Annotated in this window: 18 protein-coding genes; 8 read left to right on the forward strand and 10 right to left on the reverse strand. The window is 46.4% G+C overall.

Features of this window, described 5'->3' with window-relative positions:
• Positions 1-80 precede the first annotated feature (80 nt).
• The gene (gene psb30 / locus QT984_RS11710; RefSeq protein ID WP_333054512.1) at positions 81-221 is read right to left on the reverse strand and encodes a photosystem II reaction center protein Ycf12/Psb30; all 141 of its coding nucleotides are present in this window, start codon (positions 219-221) and stop codon (positions 81-83) included.
• A 492-nt stretch (positions 222-713) separates the two neighbouring features.
• Between psb30 and QT984_RS11715 the strand changes: the two genes are divergently transcribed.
• From QT984_RS11715 to QT984_RS11725, 3 genes are all read left to right on the forward strand, one after another.
• Positions 714-1,082, forward strand: coding sequence for a YkgJ family cysteine cluster protein (locus tag QT984_RS11715; RefSeq protein WP_333054511.1), 369 nt, complete (start codon positions 714-716; stop codon positions 1,080-1,082).
• 162 nt (positions 1,083-1,244) lie between these two features.
• Positions 1,245-1,568, forward strand: a complete 324-nt coding sequence (locus QT984_RS11720; RefSeq protein ID WP_333054510.1) for a hypothetical protein — start codon at positions 1,245-1,247, stop codon at positions 1,566-1,568.
• Between the two features lie 230 nt (positions 1,569-1,798).
• A complete protein-coding gene (locus tag QT984_RS11725; RefSeq protein WP_333054509.1) occupies positions 1,799-2,086 on the forward strand; it encodes a YggT family protein in 288 nt (95 codons plus the stop codon).
• 224 nt (positions 2,087-2,310) lie between these two features.
• Here QT984_RS11725 and QT984_RS11730 read toward each other — a convergent pair whose 3' ends face one another.
• The 3 genes from QT984_RS11730 to QT984_RS11740 form a co-directional block, all read right to left on the reverse strand.
• The gene (locus QT984_RS11730) at positions 2,311-2,742 is read right to left on the reverse strand and encodes a hypothetical protein (RefSeq protein WP_190657424.1); all 432 of its coding nucleotides are present in this window, start codon (positions 2,740-2,742) and stop codon (positions 2,311-2,313) included.
• 107 nt (positions 2,743-2,849) lie between these two features.
• Entirely contained in the window at positions 2,850-3,890 is a 1,041-nt protein-coding gene (locus QT984_RS11735; RefSeq protein ID WP_333054508.1) for a shikimate dehydrogenase, read from the reverse strand.
• A gap of 96 nt (positions 3,891-3,986) precedes the next feature.
• On the reverse strand, positions 3,987-5,351 hold the full coding sequence (locus tag QT984_RS11740) for a P-loop NTPase fold protein (protein ID WP_333054506.1): 1,365 nt from the start codon (positions 5,349-5,351) through the stop codon (positions 3,987-3,989).
• Positions 5,352-6,468: 1,117 nt separating this feature from the next.
• Here QT984_RS11740 and QT984_RS11745 point away from each other — a divergent pair.
• Entirely contained in the window at positions 6,469-6,594 is a 126-nt protein-coding gene (locus tag QT984_RS11745) for a hypothetical protein (RefSeq protein ID WP_333210192.1), read from the forward strand.
• Between the two features lie 356 nt (positions 6,595-6,950).
• On the opposite strand, the gene QT984_RS11750 is transcribed toward QT984_RS11745, so the two are convergent.
• Positions 6,951-9,722 (reverse strand): phycobilisome rod-core linker polypeptide, encoded by a 2,772-nt coding sequence (locus QT984_RS11750; RefSeq protein ID WP_333054505.1) that lies wholly within the window; start codon positions 9,720-9,722, stop codon positions 6,951-6,953.
• 655 nt (positions 9,723-10,377) lie between these two features.
• Between QT984_RS11750 and QT984_RS11755 the strand changes: the two genes are divergently transcribed.
• A complete protein-coding gene (locus QT984_RS11755) occupies positions 10,378-11,628 on the forward strand; it encodes a class I SAM-dependent methyltransferase (RefSeq protein WP_333374053.1) in 1,251 nt (416 codons plus the stop codon).
• Between the two features lie 113 nt (positions 11,629-11,741).
• Here QT984_RS11755 and QT984_RS11760 read toward each other — a convergent pair whose 3' ends face one another.
• Together QT984_RS11760 and QT984_RS11765 are read right to left on the reverse strand one after the other, a co-directional pair.
• Entirely contained in the window at positions 11,742-11,942 is a 201-nt protein-coding gene (locus QT984_RS11760; RefSeq protein WP_333298497.1) for a hypothetical protein, read from the reverse strand.
• Positions 11,943-12,420: 478 nt separating this feature from the next.
• Positions 12,421-12,819 carry a DUF4342 domain-containing protein gene (locus QT984_RS11765; protein ID WP_333259880.1) on the reverse strand — a complete coding sequence of 133 codons (399 nt, stop codon included), beginning with the start codon at positions 12,817-12,819 and terminating at the stop codon, positions 12,421-12,423.
• An 829-nt stretch (positions 12,820-13,648) separates the two neighbouring features.
• Between QT984_RS11765 and QT984_RS11770 the strand changes: the two genes are divergently transcribed.
• Positions 13,649-13,816, forward strand: a complete 168-nt coding sequence (locus QT984_RS11770; protein ID WP_333054501.1) for a hypothetical protein — start codon at positions 13,649-13,651, stop codon at positions 13,814-13,816.
• A 432-nt stretch (positions 13,817-14,248) separates the two neighbouring features.
• Positions 14,249-15,733 carry an ATP-binding protein gene (locus QT984_RS11775; protein WP_333054500.1) on the forward strand — a complete coding sequence of 495 codons (1,485 nt, stop codon included), beginning with the start codon at positions 14,249-14,251 and terminating at the stop codon, positions 15,731-15,733.
• 189 nt (positions 15,734-15,922) lie between these two features.
• Here QT984_RS11775 and QT984_RS11780 read toward each other — a convergent pair whose 3' ends face one another.
• The gene (locus QT984_RS11780; RefSeq protein ID WP_333054499.1) at positions 15,923-16,303 is read right to left on the reverse strand and encodes a hypothetical protein; all 381 of its coding nucleotides are present in this window, start codon (positions 16,301-16,303) and stop codon (positions 15,923-15,925) included.
• Between the two features lie 117 nt (positions 16,304-16,420).
• On the reverse strand, positions 16,421-17,389 hold the full coding sequence (gene secF / locus QT984_RS11785) for a protein translocase subunit SecF (protein ID WP_333374056.1): 969 nt from the start codon (positions 17,387-17,389) through the stop codon (positions 16,421-16,423).
• A 3-nt stretch (positions 17,390-17,392) separates the two neighbouring features.
• Here secF and QT984_RS11790 point away from each other — a divergent pair, with 3 nt between their 5' ends.
• A complete protein-coding gene (locus QT984_RS11790; RefSeq protein ID WP_333374058.1) occupies positions 17,393-17,560 on the forward strand; it encodes a hypothetical protein in 168 nt (55 codons plus the stop codon).
• Positions 17,561-17,654: 94 nt separating this feature from the next.
• On the opposite strand, the gene secD is transcribed toward QT984_RS11790, so the two are convergent.
• Complete coding sequence (gene secD / locus QT984_RS11795; RefSeq protein WP_333374060.1) at positions 17,655-19,052, reverse strand: protein translocase subunit SecD; 1,398 nt, start codon at positions 19,050-19,052, stop codon at positions 17,655-17,657.
• Positions 19,053-19,203: the final 151 nt, after the last annotated feature.

Genomic DNA, 19,203 nt, shown 5'->3' on the forward strand with positions numbered 1-19,203 from the left:
TTGGCGATCGAGCGTTGTGAATTTTGCCTAATTTAAAACTCAAAACTCCCAACTCTCGATCGCCGCCTAGCGTGCTATAATTACAGGTCGCCGCCTTTAGCTGCCAAGAGAAAAATCACGATCGGGCCAGAAAGCACGACGGCTGCGAGTAAAGCTACCTGAACAATGAGTTGGTAGTCTACACCACCCATACCACTGAAAAGATCGGTTATAAAGTCCATTTGTCCTCCTGACTGTAGTGATTAAGTCTAGATTGTTGCATTAGAAAATCCGCTTCTGATTTTACCGGGCGATCGACCATATTTTTTAAGGAACTTTACAAAATTCAACAAAATGTAAACTACGATCGACCTCTCAGTCATTCGATTTTAGATTTGAGATTTTAGATTTTGGATTGACCCCAGGGATAAATTCGGGGGACGCAAGGATTTTCAATTTTCGATTTTGGATTGATTCCACGGATAAATCACGTGGCGGGTACCACATGAAGAAAGTCTTGGTCACAGGGAACTGCGGACTTGATGCCCCTTCCCGGAAAGTCTCCCAAATCTCAAATCTCAAATCTCAAATCCAACCGCCCCTTCGGGATATGGGCCTCCGGCGCTGGCAATTGATATACTTGAAGAGCCCAAATCTCCTAAAGTTTGGCATTTTCCACATAATGCTCCGAATCTAAAATCTAAAATCTAAAATCTAAAATCTAAAATCAAACTATGGCTACTTGGCGTTGCGTAAAGCAGTGCGGTGCTTGTTGTTACCTCGACCCAACAGAGCGCCCAGACTTAGACGAGTATTTATCAGAAGACGAATTATCGCTCTATTTGAGCTTAGTCGGAGATGACGGTTGGTGTATCAATTTTGACAAAACCACCAGAGAATGCGGAATTTATGCCGATCGACCGCGCTTTTGTCGGGTAGACTCAGAGGTGTTTGAGGAAATGTACGGCGTTGAGCCGGCCCAATTGAACGATTTCGCGATCGAGTGCTGCTTGGAACACATAGAAGATTTGTATGGCGATCGATCTTTGGAAATGATCCGCTTTAACTCGGAAGTCGGAATTCTCGCCTTACCTGACAACTAACCGACTTGATGCTCATTAGGCTTTCTCTTTGCGGATGATTTTTCGCGCTGGGCATCTCAATCTAAAATCTAAAATCTAAAATCTAAAATCGTCTGCCGGTTTCTCACCGGGAGAGTGTCAAAATAAACAAATCAAAGAAATATCGCGCTGTTGAGTTGAGCCATGAGCAATCGAGAGGGTTTTACGGGGGGATTTATTGCCGGAGCCGCAGTTGGCGGCTTGGTGGGTGCCGTTTTGGGCGCGGTGCTGTCGCGGCGCGCTGCTGAAGCTTTGCTGAGTGAACCTTCAGAAGCAAAGACAAGAAAGATCCGCCAGAGGAAAGCCAGCCAACTCGAAGCCGAAGGGATGGAAGTAGCAAGGCTGAGTTTAGAAGATAAAATTGCCCAGCTCAATCAGGCAATAGATGACGTGCGGCTGCAACTCGGCGACGTAAACGGCAACGCGCCGGCGTCGGGCAGCGAGGGTTCGATCGCCCAAGACTCCTGAATCCCTTTAAAATTTTAGATTAGTCGGGCCGATCGATGGGGGCTACTGACATCTTGCACCATTCTCGCTTAACAGGCCTTTCGGGCCTGTGAAGCCAAGAGTGAATTTTATTGTGGGTCGTTACTCTTCTAGCCCGCCCGTAAACAGCCTCATGCTCCCCCTCTCCCCGACCTATGCTAAACTTTAAGTTAAAGTGTCTGTAAACTTTACTCAAACTTCAACGAGAATATATGAGTTATTCCCTAGGCCTTTTGGCAACCACGCTGTCCACATTTCTGCAAATCTATGTAGCCCTGATGATTATTCGGGTGCTGTTAAGCTGGTTCCCTAACATCAATTGGTACGACCCCCCGTTTTCAATTTTGAGTCAGTTAACAGACCCTTACCTCAATCTATTCCGCTCGATTATCCCCCCCTTGGGAGGGATTGACTTTTCACCACTAATTGCGTTTTTTGTACTGCAATTCGGCTCGGAATTCTTGATCGGTCTTTTGACCAGCCTGCAAACATCTTTGTAGTTGGAAAAGCTTAAGTTTTTCAGCATCGAGCGTAAATTGTTTGGCAGACCTAGCCGCCGGCAACTAAATTTTAGATTTGACATTTTTAGATTAACTCCCCGGTTGAAAAGCTGGGGAGTTTATCGTAAATTAGAAATGAGAAATTGCCGGCCGCTCAACAATCGAAAATCGAAAACTGCATCGCAATTTCATCGGCAGCCAACCCAAAATCTCCAAGAGTTTCGTTAGCGGCGAACCACGCCAGTAAAACCTGTAGCTTTAAATTGCTTGAGCTTCAAAGGTGTTCGTTGATTGGCGGCAACGGAAATTCTGAGCTGAAAATCGCTAACTCCGGGAGGAACTTCTTCTATAGAACCCAACCGAGTCCGGTTTTGCATCACCGGATTGTCGTCAGCATCATAAATGCGGCCGAAAATATCGGCATTGACAACTGGTTTGCCGGTGCTATTTTCAGCTTTCCCAGTAATCAAAAAGCAGGTAGCTTCCATAGAACTGCCGCTGGTGACTGTTCCTTCTCCCATTTCTGCCGGACATTCGCGATAAGAAAGGTCTGAAAGTTTAATCTGCGTCAAAGCCCAAGCAGGTGGAGTGAATACCAAACTAAAAATTCCGATTAGGCAAGTAGCAAAAAAAAGGCTGATAGCTCGAAATTTCATAAATGGGGGGGCAAGTATATTTTAATTCTCAGCTTAGCGCGAATTGGGCCTCAAATTCCTGCTTATAGGAATTCTGAAAACTACAGCTACTTTTTGAAGAAATGGCATTAATCTAGACCTAAATGCTGGCGCAAGGCTTGGCGCATCACATCGACTGGGACGGATTCTTGATCCAGCCAAATTTTTAAGGCGGCTGCTCCTTGTTGAACTAGCATGGGGAGTCCGTCAATAGCTCGCGCTCCCCGAAGCTTCGCATCTTTGAGAAACTGGGTAGGATTAGGGGTGTAAATTAAATCATAGACGATCGCACCTGCTGAAATTCGATCGATCTCACCAGCCGCAACCGGCGACTTTTCCCCCTGCGGATACATCCCCACAGGCGTCGTGTTCACCAGCAAATCTGCCTGCGAGATTAAGCTTGACAAATTATCCCAAGTATGCACCTGCAAATTATGCACGGGCATCGGAGAATTGACCCAACTCTGCTGAAATTCCCCTAAATTTTGTTCGTTGCGGCCGACAACGTGAATCTCTGCACATCCCAATTGAGCGCATCCAGCCACAACAGCTCTCGCGGCCCCGCCATTCCCCAAAATTACCGCTACTTTCTGACTCCAATCGGAACCCCCCCTAGCCCCCCCTTGGTAAGGGGGGGGACAGGATTCAACAGCCGTATTGCCCGTTTCTTCGGAACCCCCCCTAGCCCCCCCTTGGTAAGGGGGGGGACAGGATTCGACTGCCGTATTGCCCGTTTCTTCGGAATCCCCCCTAGCCCCCCCTTGGTAAGGGGGGGTTGGGGGGGTTTGCAGGGGCGCGAGAAAGCCTTCAACGTCTGTATTTGTGCCGCACCAACCTTTGTCAGTCAGGTATACGGTATTGACTGCGCCGATCGATCGGGCGATCGGGGAAACTTCTGACAACAGCGGTAAGATTGCTTGTTTGTGGGGAATCGTGATGCTAAATCCCCGAACGCCGATCGCCGCAAATCCTGCAAGAGCAGCTTTTAAATCCCCTGGTTTTACCGGAAACGGCAAGTAAACAAAATCGACTCCCAAGTGGGAAATAGCAGCATTGTGCATCGCCGGCGACAAAGAATGTTCGACGGGATGACCAATTACTCCTAACAGTTTAGTCGTGCCTTTAATCATTTTTGTTAGTTGACTGTTGACTGTTTATGATTAGGCGGAGATAACTCTCAACCATCAACCATCAACTCTCAACCATCAACTGTCAACTGTCAACTGTCAACTCTCAACTGTTTCCCGAAACTCTTTGGCGTCAGCCAAAATCGGATTGACATCAAACCAATAATCTTCGCCGTAACGGTATTCAAACACCCAGAGACTCCGCAGCAATATTTGGTATTTAGTTTCCCCGTTCACAGTTTTGGTAACGGATACTTGGCGCAGCAATTGCCACTCATCAGGTTCGATCGCCAAAGTAAGCTGGTGGCGGCGCTGGACGATCACATTTTCCAAAGTTTCCCGCGACAGAGGAGGGTCTTGTTTCTGCAGACAGCCATACAGTAGTTGCAGCAAATTGCGGACATGACCGCCGCTGACTCGACACAGGCGATCGAGAGTTTCCGCAGAGTCGAAAACTTTGCCCACCAAAGCATAGCGCTGTGAAGGATGCACCGTTGGAAAAGCCCGCGCCAGAACCATTTGCCGCAGCAATTCCACACCCTCAGAACACTCAGAACCATCGCTAAACTGCACCGGCACCATCGGCAAAACCTTCGGATCTACCCCAAATCGATTGGTCAACTGGCCCAAATCGTTAGAGAAAATCAGCACCAAAGGAATTGTATACACGACGTGGCAATTTAGTCTTGCCAATTGTTCGCCGCGATCGACAAACAGGTATTCCGGCTGCAGTCGCCCCGTCGGTTTCGCGCACAGGTGTATGCGATCGAGATTGTCGATAATTACCACAAGTCCCTGTTTTCCCTGGCGTTTCAGTTCTTGGTTAGCCGGTTCCAGCAACTCCTTATTCAGTGCATCTAAAATTACGTTAGTTCGCGGCTCCAAATATTGCCTTAACTCCGATCGCAGATTCGGAGCATCTTTCGCCTTAGCAGTAATTTTCCCAATTCCCAAAGACAGAGAAAATTCTCCCTCCGTGCTGGCATTTATTTCCCCAAAACCAGGGACATTAGCTTCAGCACTCAAGTCTATTTGAGTTTGAAAAACATCAGCAACCCCTTTGAGCAAAGCTTTAAAACCCGTCGGTTGCAGCTTGATTTTCATTTTCTCGATACTTTCGCTCACCTGACGAGCAACGCTCAATAAAATGTCAGTGATATCTACATCTGCCATGTCTAAGTCTTTACTCGACTCAAAATAAACAACATGAAATCCTTGTTGCTGCAATTGAGCTTGTAGCCGCAGCAATTCAGTTGATTTACCAGAGCCGATGTGACCGGTGAATAATTGACAGGTAGGTGAATCGGGGGACAGACGGCTGATGGTGCGCTCCAATTGTTCTACGATCGTGCCGCCCCGCACTGAAGAGAAATCGATATAGTATTGTCGGTCTTGTTGATTTGCTACTGCCAGGGTGTAGCTGGGATTGCAGGCGCTATAAAATTTCTGTAAATTTAGTTCCATACCCTGTTCCATCTTTCACAACATTATGCCCTAATACCTTATTCATTTCGCTACTTTACTAATCAGAACAAGTGGCCCGTTTATTGTGCTGTTTTATTTTGCGGTCAATATCTTGATGTAGCTCATACAAATTTAGATTTTAGATTTTAGATTTTAGATTTTAGATGGGTAATGACTCATCACTATCGCGTTTGGGTTCTTCCCTCCCTGGCCCTTCTTTTTTTAAACTTTTATCATAATACGCGCTAACCAATTATACCTAATTTTTGCCTATAGGGAATGAAGGGAAATCACTAATGCCCGATAACTAGGTAATGGATCTGTCTGTGCCGATCGCAATTTTGTATATTGAAATCAACGACGAAGAGTGGGCGGTAATGTTCTCGCGTTAAAGTGGCTATTTGAGTACGGTTAACCGAATATCTAAAGGGCGGGTGCAAGTTTCCGCCCCGACTTCATAAACCAATATATTGTGTTTTCTATGCTGAATTGTCCGATAAATTATCCATATTCCGCCTCCGATACAAAAAATACTTGTTGTCAGTTTGAATAAAAAAACACGCTAGTATAGAAACCGCCAAGGCGGTTGCTATATCGCCATTAACCGATTAATCATGGCTGTAATTAATAATCCTAAGATTAGCGAAATCAATAAGCTAATCCGCATTTAAATTGCATAGTAAAATAAATTTTTTCTCTTGTGGGAAGTAGGGCTTGGGCCCGAAAGCCCGCCGTTAACATACAAATTAAATGCACAACAGCTTAGATCGACAAACCCATATTCTTTTCGTCCTATACTTTGTAGTTTGGTATTCTTGAGTGGCAGTTAGTTTAATTATTCAAATCCTAAATATACTCAGTACAGTCAATCGATTTTAGATTTTAGATTTTAGATTTTAGAGGCGACCCCACGGATAAATGCTCTTTCTTGAGGATTTTCGATTTTCGATTTTGGGTTGATTCCACGGATAAATCACGTGGCGGGTACCATCAAGAAATTCGTGGTCAGAGACCATACTGAATTGCCAACCATTTCTCACGCTTGCCTGCCCGTTATCAAATTTCTCAGTCTCATCAAACTGTGGTTCAATTTAGTCCACTTAAGTGGACTTCAGCTATGAGACAGGGATTTCAATCCCTGTCGGACTCTCGGACTCATCGATCGACCCCGATCGCACTTTTGGGGCGATCGGGTTTTGCTTTGAGTCCTAGCAGTGATAGAAATCCCCGTCGAGAGAGTTAAAGTCGGTTTTAACTGACATCTTGCAGCAATATCAATAAGAGGATTTTTCGTGGGGTCGGGCGGGTTTATAGAACCTATTTGCAAGCTTTAAGGCTGTTGGCGAACCCGCCCCTAGGGCTAATTGAGAATGGTGCAAGATATCAGTTAAAACCGACTGAAACGCCAAATCAAACGATCGCCCACCTCAGTCCTCATAGCAAGGACTTTAGCTAGGACACAGGGAGTTCAATCCCTGTCGGACTATGGGACTCGCCGATCGATCAACAGCGTAACATTACCAAAAATCCCCCGCTACAGCATTACCATAGCGAGGGATTTTTGTCAACCTACAAAATCAACTTTCTTGCAGTTTGTTGTTAGCTTCTGTCGATCGCAGCCACAGGCTCAAAACTCGGAACCACAATTTCACCATTCTGCTTAGTCAACTGGTTGTACAGTCTTTCAGTATTCGGGAAATTAGCAGCAGGTAGAGTCGGGAAGCGGCGGTAAGGAACAGTATCCTCACCAAAAGCCTCAGCATATTCAACGCTGTTCAACATCGCGTTGATAAAGCCCTTAATCCCTTTACTTGCCAAGATTTGGTTATAAGTCCGAATCTCCGCTTGATTGCGAGGAGCACGGCCCAAGAAGTGCTTCGTACCCAACTCAATTACCTTAGTATTGGGATAAGGTGCGTAGAACTGTTTGATGTACAGCGACGAGCAGCCCAAAGCCTCAATGAACTCCTTGAGATTGATTTCATTGTTGCCCAGTTTGCTTTCGAGCGCCGTGAATTCATTCTTCACAACGTAGGGGTTTAAATCGCGTTCAAAAATTTGACGGTAAGCAGCTTGAATTAAAGTTTTCAAAGCTACTTTGTCCGAAGTTGTCGTCAGCTTGAACATCTTAGTTTGTTCGCGCCGCTTGCTAACACCTTGAGCAATCCGACTTTGCAACTCGATATCGCCTCGGTTGCCTGCTGTACCCAGTTCAATAAACCGAGGAGTTTCGGGCGTCTGAGCTTGGAAATTTTGCTCAGCGATGGAACCCGATCGCATCGTCCGCATCGACAAACCACCGGGAGTCACATAGCGCTCGTAGGGCACTGTATCTTCCCCGAAAGCTTCGTTGTACTCCATGCTGTCCATGATGCTATCGACTAGCGCGTAGAAACCCTTCTTGGCGCAAATGTCAAAGTAAGCGTTCATTTCCTGACGGCCGTAGGTAGGGCGTCCCAGGAGTCGGCGGTGAATGTACTCGATCGCCTTACAAACGTAGAGCTTGCTCCAGTACATATTGCGGAACACATCAGACTTCGCCAACATCCGAATAAACTCGCGCATCGGAATCTCGCCGTTTTCCAGCTTAATTTCCGCTACCTTTTGGCGCTGCCCGTCGAACACATCGCGACCAAACACTTGCAGGTAAGCAGCCCGAATCACCGCTTGGGTGGAACTTTCGGTATATTTGACACTGGAAGAATTGCTGTAGCTGCTGGAGACACCGCGGGCAGTTTTCTTGGAAGCAACATAGTTGCTCGGTAACTGGTCTAATTTAAAGACCTTGGGGCCCAGAGAACCAGGAGCAGCACCGCGAGCCGCCGGATTGCTCAACTGATTGTCAATCCCCGCACCTTGACGGATCAGGATACGGCGAGTGTCTTTGCCGAAGGGAGCTGGACGGCTCTTGGGGTTGCGAGTTTCTTTCGGGAAAATCGCGCCGAACTGAATTTCTAAGGGGTCATTGCCAACACCGTAAACGTGCTGGTCTGGCAGAGGCTGGGTGTAGCCAGCAAACAAGGTGATGAACTGAGGAACCTTGCGGAACGGAGCGCTGAAATTGAACAAATCAATTTGCGGGCCCCAGTTGCGACACTCCTGAGCTTCTTGGCCCAAACCGCGCAGGTAAGGCACTGTTTCTTCGCCGAAGTAGTCGGAATACTCCTGGGAATAAACCATCGCGTCTACGAGGGCTGGCAGGCCGCCTTTGCTGACGATCGCAAAATACTTGCTAAATTCCTCCCGCGAGCTCAAACCGCGGCCGAGGAAGTGGCGGGCGGCAAGTTCTACAGCGCGGCTGTTGACAAACGGCTCGTAGAATTGCTGACGGTACAGAGGAGATTTGCCAAGGCGGCGAATAAACTCTTTCATCGAGATTTCGCCATTTTTGACCTTGGATTCCAAGTCAGAAATGCTTTGGCTGTATGCGCGGGTAATATCGCGCTCGAATACTTGGCGGTAAGCTGCTTTGACTACTTCTATCTTTTCGGCCGAAGACAGACCGGTTTTCATGACGAATTTCGACCGTCGCTCGGCTGCGTTGAAGTAAATCTGAGGCAGTTGCAGCCCTTGCTGGTCGTTGCTTTCGCGCTGCCGCACCTTGTCTGAAGGTGTGGGAGCTTTGAATTCGGTAATTGCTACGTCGAAATACTGTCCGACGATCGCACTAGCCTCTGCATTGTTTCGGAAATAGCCCAAAGATGCTGCCTTCATTTCCTGCATTGCCACAATTGTGGCCGCCGAAGAGCAAGCATTTTCGATGATTTCCCGCAATCCGCGCACGTTCACCGAAATAATATTCGGGTCGCCAGCGACAATTGCGTAGGTGATGTAACGCAAAAACCAGCTCAAGTCCCGCAGAGATTTGGTCATGTTGCCCGGGCCGTAGCGCGAGACATTGATCGGCTGAAATCCTGCTGGGATTGGGCCGCTGTAGCCGCCACCGTTGCCAGAAAATAGATTTCCTAGCCCCAAGAATCCGCCGCCGCCACCGCCGTTGCCGCCAGAGCGGCTTTCTACGTAGGTGACATTTCCCAGTTTCATGCCTTCAGAGACATTCGCCGAACCGCCACGTGCCGCCCCTGCTACAGCCATCGCAGGTTCTTGTGGTCTTTCCAAAAATGCCAGCGGGGAACCGCCGGTAAAAATCCGGTTAGCTGCGCGGGATACTATCAGTTCCGAGTTTTGGGTCAGCGTCGCAGAGATATCGATCCGAAGAGCCCCGGAACTGAAATAACTTGCCAGTTCGCTGAGTTCGCCCCGCTGTAGAAAGCGGTCTTGCTGTTCTGCTTGCGAAATTGTTGCGACCGGTACAGTTTGATATAGTTGCGGACGCGCAACCGAGCTTCCACCACTTGCTTTTACAGTCATTAGACTCTTTCGCTCCCTATCTAAATCGTTGCAGCATTTAACCAGACTAACCTTGCCTTCTCATGCAGGTCAAAGTAGGTATTTTTGCTTTGTTTACTTTTTGCCTTTACCTGTCACGAGGTTCGGGCGCGCTTACTTTCTTAGATTAAAATGTTTTGGTTTCATCTTTCTGCCTGCGGGTAAATGTCCGATCCGAAGGCAGGCACGGGGTACTCCCTCCGCTGCGATCCGTCGGTATACCCGTGGAAAAAAAGACTCGGCAGGAGAGTTGCCTTTGGGCGATTGCAGCCAGTGCCTTGAATTAAAGGAAAAGAAAATCAAAAATTTTCTTCTGCCTGTTTCGAGACCTGTTGCTCTTTTGAAAGACGCCTCCGCTTTACCCGACAGTTCAGCGGTGGGCTATTGACAGTCCTCGTTTGTTAAAAAGCCTGTCGAGATTTATTGTATAGATTTAAGAGAGCTTATATGAGAAAAAATGATAAGTTTTATTACGCAGAAGCTGTCAACCGATTTTAGATTTTAGATTTTAGATTTTAGATTGAAGAATCGACCCCACCGATAAATCCGGGGGGCGCGGATCAAATTGCTGTCGGTCAGTGGTCAGCGGTCAGTTGTCAGTCCAATCCCGAATCCCCAAGCCCAACAAATGTCACCTATGGATACTACACCCGATATCAGTGCTGCCGTGCGGCGGCTTTACGATACTTTCCCTTTCCCGCCCGATCCTTTGTCAGATGAACCGCCCCCAGGCTACAACTGGCGCTGGAGTTGGCCTGATGCTTACAATTTTTGCACTGGCCAAAAGCCGCCAAAACTAGATGTTCGGATTTTAGATGCTGGCTGCGGCACGGGTTCGAGTACCGATTATCTGATTCACCTCAATCCCGAAGCTTCGGTGACGGCGATCGACCTGAGTGCGGGTGCTTTGAAGGTAGCACAAGAACGCTGTCGGCGCTCTGGAGCGCGGGAAGCTGATTTCCGCCACCTCAGCCTGTACGATGCGGCTGAGTTAGATGGCGAGTTTGATTTGATCAACTGCGTGGGCGTGCTGCACCACTTACCCGATCCGATCCGGGGCATTCAAGCCCTGGCTGCGAAGTTGGCGGCGGGCGGTTTGATGCACATTTTTGTGTATGCTGAGCTCGGACGCTGGGAAATTCAACTCATGCAAAGGGCGATCGCCCTTCTCCAAGGTTCCCAAAAAGGTGACTATCCCGATGGTGTGAAAGTCGGTCGTCAAATCTTTGCTTCTCTACCAGAAAACAACCGTCTTGTCAAGTACGAAAAACAGCGTTGGGCAGGAGAAAATCAGCGGGACGAATGTTTTGCTGATATGTACGTTCACCCGCAGGAAATTGACTACAATATCGAGACTTTGTTCGAGTTAATTGACGCTTCGGGATTGGAATTTCTCGGTTTCTCAAATCCGGGATATTGGCAGTTAGAAAGACTTTTGGGCAAAGCGCCGGAATTGATAGAAAGAGCTCAGGGTTTGACGGAACGGGAGCTTTATCGATTAATTGAATTGTTGGATACGGAAATCACTCATTATGAGTTTTTCTTGGGCAAAAAGCCTGTTAATAAGATTGATTGGTCGGACGATAAGACACTTTTGGCGGCAATTCCAGAGTTGAGTGGTTGTATGCACGGTTGGCCTAGTCAACAAGTGTTTGATTGCAATTACCAATTGCTCAATTTGTCAAGTGCTGAATTTGAGTTTTTGCAAGGTTGTGCACCCCCCCCAGCCCCCCCTTATCAAGGGGGGGAGAAAGAGGGAACCTCGCCTGGGCAAGGTAAAGGAGAGAAGACTGTTGGGGAGATTTTGGGGAATGTGGAGATGGGATTGGATGAAGTGCGATCGATCTTGTCAAAACAGCTAATTTTGCTAACACCCGGTAAAATCTAAGGGCGGGCTCTCCGGCCCAACTCCTACTCCCCACAATCAAATTAGCTTTTTGTGGAACAGGCATCTTGCCTGTTTTTTGCTCAGAGTATAATTTCTGTTAAATTCCCAATTAATCAAGGCTTTACAGTTGGAGGATTAACAGCCGTAATTTGTGAATAACGAGCGAAATCAGCAATGTTAAAAGTTAGGATATGGGTTAAACCATGAACTAGCATAGCAGCAACTAGCCGCGCATCATGAACCTTAACACCTACAACCTTATTTGCGATCGCCAGTCGCTCCCATTCTTGATAAATTGCTTCGGTATCCAACAACAGAGGAAAAAGCTGTTTTAAGCGATTAATTTCTGCCTCTGCTTCTATTGCAGTACGCCCTAATCCATGTCTCTGAATCGGGCGCGTGCAAACGTTGCTTAACTCTCGGTTTGGACTAAGGAATGAGAATTAAATAACTTCCACAAGTTTGTGGAAGTTATTGCTCATTCCTCAGTTCCCAGGCTGGAGCCTGGGAACCAGTTAATCCTGGATGCACGTACTAGAATTTCCTGTCATTGCGAACGTAGTGAAGCAAGTCTGACGGGTGGTTGGATTTTTGCCCGTAGCAATCCCTAGTTTTTCTTGCAATTATTCAATGATTTTTTGCAGCCCCCGTACCATTTCTAAAAGTTCAGCTTGGCTCAACTGCTCTATTTCGGTTTTTTTCTGCTTTCTGGTTGCTGCGGGCTTTTTCATTGGTTTATTTTACCAACTTTTGTCACCGAAGTTTTTTTGACCTGAATCCTTACGAATTTTTTTATTCTGTTCTTTCAATGATGATAGTCAGGTGAGCTACTAATGCACCTATCGCTCCTACTGCTGCAATGACTGGAAACAACGCCGCACCGATGACTCCGCCGACTACTCCCACTGTCAAAGGAACTTCTACTAAGATCCGTCCCTCTTCATTTTTGATAATGATTCGGCGGATATTTCCTTCGTGAATCAGTTCTTTAACTTTAGCAACCAAATCGTCGCCGTTAATTTTTACCTCCTCGACGCTAACTTTTTCCTGAGTATAAGCAGGAGTTTCTAGAGGAGTCGTTTCAAAATTAACCTCAGCAACTTTTTGGGCCGAAACTTTTTCAGATACAGGTATTGATTCGAGTTCTCTTGTCCCGACAGGTTCTTGTTCGCGATCTGTAGGTGTGTCCATTTTTTGTTCTCCTTTTAGGTAAAAGTATTTTTGTATAGAATTATATTGAAATATAACACGCCACTTTTTTTCTATCAATCATTCTTTTGGGTGATATTGCTGCGGGTGCTATGGTGCTTTTCTCTATTGATCTTTGACGGTGAGAGCCTAAAATCCTTCCTCAGTGGGCGTTAGCAGCCGACTTCACTTGTGCCGTTTGGTTAACTGTCTGCTTCTGGCCCTCGCACCGCCTAATCCTTGAAAAGCGTCCAATCCAGACAACGAAAGGATGAGAGCGACTTCCACACTCTCAGAGACTCAGGCTCAACAGGTGTACAGGTTGAAATACTGACATTGTACTGAAAGTACGATCGTCCCGCCGTGTATACAATTACCACCTCTCGTTCGGGAAACCGCACATGAAAACCGTCGCTTACTTTCCTCAAATGTTATTTCAATTTAGCTCAGTGCGATCGCCACATCAAACCCGACCCCCCGAGGTTCCTCAAATCAACATCTTAGAGTTTCTAATGAGAATTGCCTAAAATCAAGGGGGAGGAGAAGTAATAATGATCGAAATATTACCGCAACTAAACCAACTTGTTCACATTGAAGTTGAATTTGGGGAAACGGAAAGGTAAAATAGAATTATTTGCTTCTGCTTCCTCTTGATTCTCCGTGTCCGATTTGCCAGCGACAAAGTTTGAATCTCAAGTTGGGAACCCGATGGTACTTTTCTGGAAAATTTTAAGGCACATCAAGCGGATGTGTCGAATGTGAGTTTTAGCTGCGATCGCACAACTTTAGCATCTGCCGGGAAAAATTTCGTTGGTGAAGCTTTGGAGTCTCGATGCGGCTAAAGTATAAGCTGCCGAACTTGACAAATTGCTCGCCATCGGCTGTCCTTGGCTCTGAGACTACCTACAATACAATCTTCGGGTTGAGTGCGATCGGCATTTGTGCAAAAAAACTGACAATTGACATTTCTTGGCAATTGCCGGAAACCTGTTTTGCCTGAATTTTCAAATCGGGCGATCGGCTGCTGATTTGTCGCTATTCTTGTCTTATTGTAATATAATTTTACGCAAGGGGCAATACGAAATGTACTGCCACAGGTCGCAGATGTCTATCCATCTGAACCAATTTAATGTCATCAAACATTAAAAATAGTTATGACTGTTATATTCGGATTAGTAAAATCTTGGATATATAAAATTCAATACATAGTCAGGTTTCAAAGGGGTGTCTGCTGTTAAATCAATCTAACCTGCAATATCATTTCTGGTGACACCAGCACGATTTAAGGAAAAAAATCCTGCTGAATTAACTGGATTCGAGGGAGCAGAGGAAAGTTGATGACTAAGCTATAAAAAGAGTTGAAAAAGCCTTCTAAATAGTAGGCAATACTCCAGCAGCAAACCACAACTGCCAATTACCAAAGGAGGGAGCAGTGTATGAAACTGACGGGTTGAGTCCCCTAAAATCGTCGCTTGGTTTGCGATCGACTCTACAGGAATTAACCCTGTACGACTTTCTCCTAGAATCTGAGTGTCCGGGAGACGAAGTTGCTAAAATTTTTCAAGCAAACCCTTTAGTTCCGGGCATCATCATCACTCAGCAAGGAAAGTTTATAGGGATGATTTCGCGGCGGCGTTATTTTGAACACATGAGCCGCCCCTACAGCTTGGAGTTATTTTCTCAACAGCCTTTGTTCATACTCTACCGCTTTACTAAAACTGATATGTTGGTTCTCGATCGCGACACCTCAATTATGACAGCAGTGCGGCAGTCTTTGGAGCGATCACCCGAACTAATCCACGAACCAATTGTAGTACAAGTAGAACCGGAAACTTACAAACTTTTAGACGTACACCAACTGCTGCTTTCTCAGTTGCAAATTCACGAGTTATCAACCGTGGCGATGCGCGAGTCGCAAGCACAATTGAGACATCAAGCCCAACAGCTCGAACTTGCCCTGCTGGAACTTCAGCGCACTCAAACTCAACTAATTCAAACAGAAAAAATGTCTTCTTTGGGGCAGTTAGTAGCAGGAGTAGCTCACGAAATCAACAATCCCATCGGCTTTATCTACAGCAATTTGCACCACGCTAAAGAGTACACGCAAGCTTTAATGCAGATGCTCGAAATCTACAGGCAGCAGTGTCCCGCATTCATACCGGAAATTGCAGCGGAAGCGGAAAAAATAGAACTAGATTATTTGCTAGAAGACTTGCCCAGAGTCTTAAATTCTATGCAGCAAGGTGCAGAAAGAGTGCGCGACATCGTTTTGTCGCTGCGGAATTTTTGCAGATTAGACGAAGCTGAAATGAAGCAAGTCAACATTCACGACGGTATCAACAATACGATTATGCTTTTGCAAAGCCAGCTTAAAGGAAAACCGGGGCAGGAGGCGATAGAAATTCACAAAGAATACAGCGACTTGCCACTGGTGCAGTGCTATCCCGGACAACTCAATCAGGTATTTATGAATATTTTACTTAATGCAGTTTACGCTCTGGTTGAGTCTAATACATACGAAAATGTCGATAAAAAAAACGCAAATAAGTCGCAATTAGGCGAAAAAAATCAGTCTAGTACAAAGACTCAATCATCAGTTTCTAAGTCTACCCGCCTGATTCCTACGATTCTGATTCGCACCGAGTTAATTGATAAAAAAAAGGTAATAATTAAAATTTCTGACAACGGCCCGGGGATGACAGAAGATGTTCGGAAGCGGTTGTTTGACCCTTTCTTTACTACTAAGCCGGTCGGCCAAGGAACGGGTTTGGGACTGTCGATTAGCTATGAAATTGTTGTCAACCAACATGGCGGCGCATTGAAGTGCTTTTCGGAACCGGGAAAAGGAGCCGAATTTGCGATCGAAATTCCGCTTCAACAGTCTTCCCTCGCACAGATTTTGCCTCGCTTTGCGTGATACAACAGAAGGAAGTTCGGCAACGAGCAATGTACGGGATTTAACGGATTTAAAATAATTAGCATCTACTCAAAGGTGGTCAGAAACCGGGTTTTTCACCCTCATATTTGCTTGCAGCGCGCAGATTCGGTAAAAAACCCGGTTTCTTAGGTTGGAGTGCGTCTAGGACTAAAGAATAAAGCCCGTCGGCTACCGCGAACCTTTGCAAACCCACTTCCACAAAGGATGACTCGGCCCCTGTTGGCGAATGCGGCGAACTTGTTGTTCCAAACCCTGTTTTTCCCGCAGGGGCAACCCTCGCACCATATTGCGACTTTGCCAAGTTAGCACTCCCAAAGTCATCCCCAAGCACAAACCTAAACCGAGAGTGGGCCAGCGATGAAAAGATAAACCATAGCGCACCGCCGCCCAAGTGAAGTGTTCTAACCACAAACCGATTTCGCGGCGCAAACCCCAAATGCTCAAAGAACCGACGCTAATCCACAGCAATATCACCGTTAACCAGCGGCCGTAAACTGTTAGTTTGTGAAGCCTTTGGACTTCAATTTCAAAAGTTTGGTCAGTAGTCATTTGTTATTTGTCATTTGTCATTTGTCATTGGTTATTGGTTATTTGATGATTTATTATTAGTCAGTCAACAGTTAACCGTCAACAGTTAACCGTCAACAGTTAACTGTTAACAGTCAATTAAACTTCCTCGGACTGGTTGATTCCTTCTGCGGGGACGGGGATGGAGTGACCGGTGCGACTGCGCCACCAAGCTAGCAGCGTACTGGCAACGAAAATACTGGAATACGAACCAGCAATAAAACCGACAATCAAAGCTAAAGCAAAGTATTTGAGGGTTTCGCCACCAAACAAAAAGATTGAAAACAATGTCAGCAGCGTGGTAAACGTTGTGTTAATTGACCTTCCCAGCGTCTGCATGACAGCATCATCGACAATTTGATCGATCGACCGACCCGGATTTAGCTTGATTACTTCGCGCACGCGATCGTAAATTACCACCGTATCGTTAACAGAAAAACCGATAAGTGTCAAGAGCGCGACCACAAATAAACTGTCAACTTCCACTCCTTGAACTAAACCCAAAAACGAGAAAACACCAAGCGTGACCAACACGTCGTGAAACACAGCCACAAAAGCAAAAAAGGCATAATCCAACTGAAATCGGAATGTCAGATAAGCAGTAATTCCAGCAAAAGAAATCAACAAAGCCAGCAAACCCGAAGTAAACAACTGTTTGCCGAGGGTAGGCCCAACCGTATCAATTTGAGTAGATTGAGGAGCAAAAGCGCCTATCTTTTCGCTCAAAGCTGTTTGCAAATTAGTCCGCTGTTCGACATCCAAAGTTTTTGTTCGCAGCGACAAACCGCGCTGTTCTTGGCCGATAACTTGAATGCTGCTACCGGCCAAACCTTGGGTGTCTAGGACTTGGCGGACAGCAGCAAGATCGATGGGTTTACAATTTTCCGGTTTTGTGCAGTCGAGTTCAAATTGCAGCCGAGTGCCGCCGATAAAGTCCAAACTGGGGCGCAGTGGTGCGCGGATGTCGGGACGAGTCCAAGAAATCGCCATCGACACTATACCTGCGAGGATTATAGCGGCGGAAATACTCCACCAGAGCGATCGATATTTGATTACACTGAATTTCATAATTTGAAGGAAGAGGGAAGAAGGAAGAAGGAAGAAGGAAGAAGGAAGAAGGAAGAGGGAAGAAGGAAGAAGGAAGAGGGAAGAAGGAAGAAGGAAGAGGGAAGAAGGAAGAAGGAAGAAGGAAGAGGGAAGAAGGAAGAAGGAAGAGGGAAGAAAAACTTCTCAATGTAGGGTGGGCAATGCGTACCTTACCGAGTGCGTACCTTACGTAGTCTGTTAACAGTCAACAGTTAATAGTTAACAGTCAACAGTCAACCGTCAACAGTTAACTATTAGCAGTTTTCGACAAACCGGGACAGAACCACTGAGGTTTCCGCAATGCTGGAAAGCTCAATACTACGAACAGCAGAGTGCGGCTGCAAGTGAGCGCAGTAAACATACTCACTCCCACCCCCAATGCCAGAGTTACAGCAAACCCTTTAACTAAACCAGCGCCTAACCAGAACAAAGCAGCACAAGCAATAACTGTTGTGACATTGCCGTCTAAAATGCTGGAAAAAGCGCGGTAAAAACCCGATTCTACCGATCGATAAAGCGATTTCCCCGCCCGCAACTCTTCCCGCGTGCGCTCAAAAATCAGCACGTTAGCATCCACAGCCATCCCGATGCTGAGCACAAAACCCGCAATTCCCGGCAGCGTTAATGTCACTCCCAAAAGCACGAAAGCTGCCCAAGTTAACAGAGCATAAATTAACAGCGCAATATTGGCAATTACGCCGGGGAGTCGATAGTAGGCAACCATGAAAATCAAGACTAAAACTAAGCCGCCGATACCTGCGTTAATACTGCTTTGAATGCTGTCTTTACCCAAGCTAGCGCCGATCGTGCGGTTTTCTACAATTTCGACCGGTACCGGCAAAGCGCCGCCCCGCAATTGCACTGCTAAATCGTTGGCTTCTTGCGTTGTAAAGTTGCCTTGAATTACGGCACTTCCACCAGTAATTCCTGTTTGGGCAAATTCAACGCCGACGACTGGAGAACTGATCATTCTTTCGTCTAGGAAAATACCGATACTGCGTCCGGTACCGGCTAAATTTTTAGTGAGTTGGGCAAAGAGTTCGCCTCCTTTGGTATCGAAAACAAGAGCAACGTTCCAGTTGTTCCCAGAGGCCAAGGGTTGAGGTTGAGCGTCTTTGAGGTTTTCGCCGCCGAGGCCGCTGCTTTTGAATAGTTTGGCGATCGCCTCATTGCTTCTTTTCAAAGCAGCCTGATTTTCTTTAATTGCTGCCTCATTCGGGCTAGTTTTCAATTCTTCTTGTTTGACCAGCAATTCCTGCTGCAACTGCCTTTCAATGCCCAATTGTGCTTCTGTTCCGGGCAGTTGTTCCAGAAATTCTAGCTTGGCCGTGCCGCCCAAAACTCGTTCTGCTTGCTGCGGGTCATTTACTCCGGGCAACTGCACGAGAATTTGGTCTTCTCCTACTGTTTGGACTAATGCTTCGGAAACACCCAAACCGTTGACGCGGTTTTCGACAATCCGCCGCACTGCTTCTAACATTCCCTGGTCAATTTTGGGAATTGTGGGGGTAGTTTTTACTTGAATTGTGAGTTGCGACCCTCCTTGCAAGTCTAATCCCAGCCGCGTCGGAATAGTTACTATTACAGTAATGGCGGCGATGATTAAAACAAAAATTAGGGCTAATAGGGAACGTTGTTTTTGCATATTTAATTATTAGTCATTGGTCAGTTGGCAGTTGTCAGTTGGCAGTTGGCAGTTGGCAGATTTTAGTCATCAGTCCTCAGTCATCAGTCAACAGTCATCAGTCAACAGTCAACAGTCAACAGTCAACCAATGACTACTGACTAATCACTAT

It is taken from the genome of Microcoleus sp. Z1_B2 (assembly GCF_036700325.1).
Lineage (GTDB): Bacteria > Cyanobacteriota > Cyanobacteriia > Cyanobacteriales > Microcoleaceae > Microcoleus.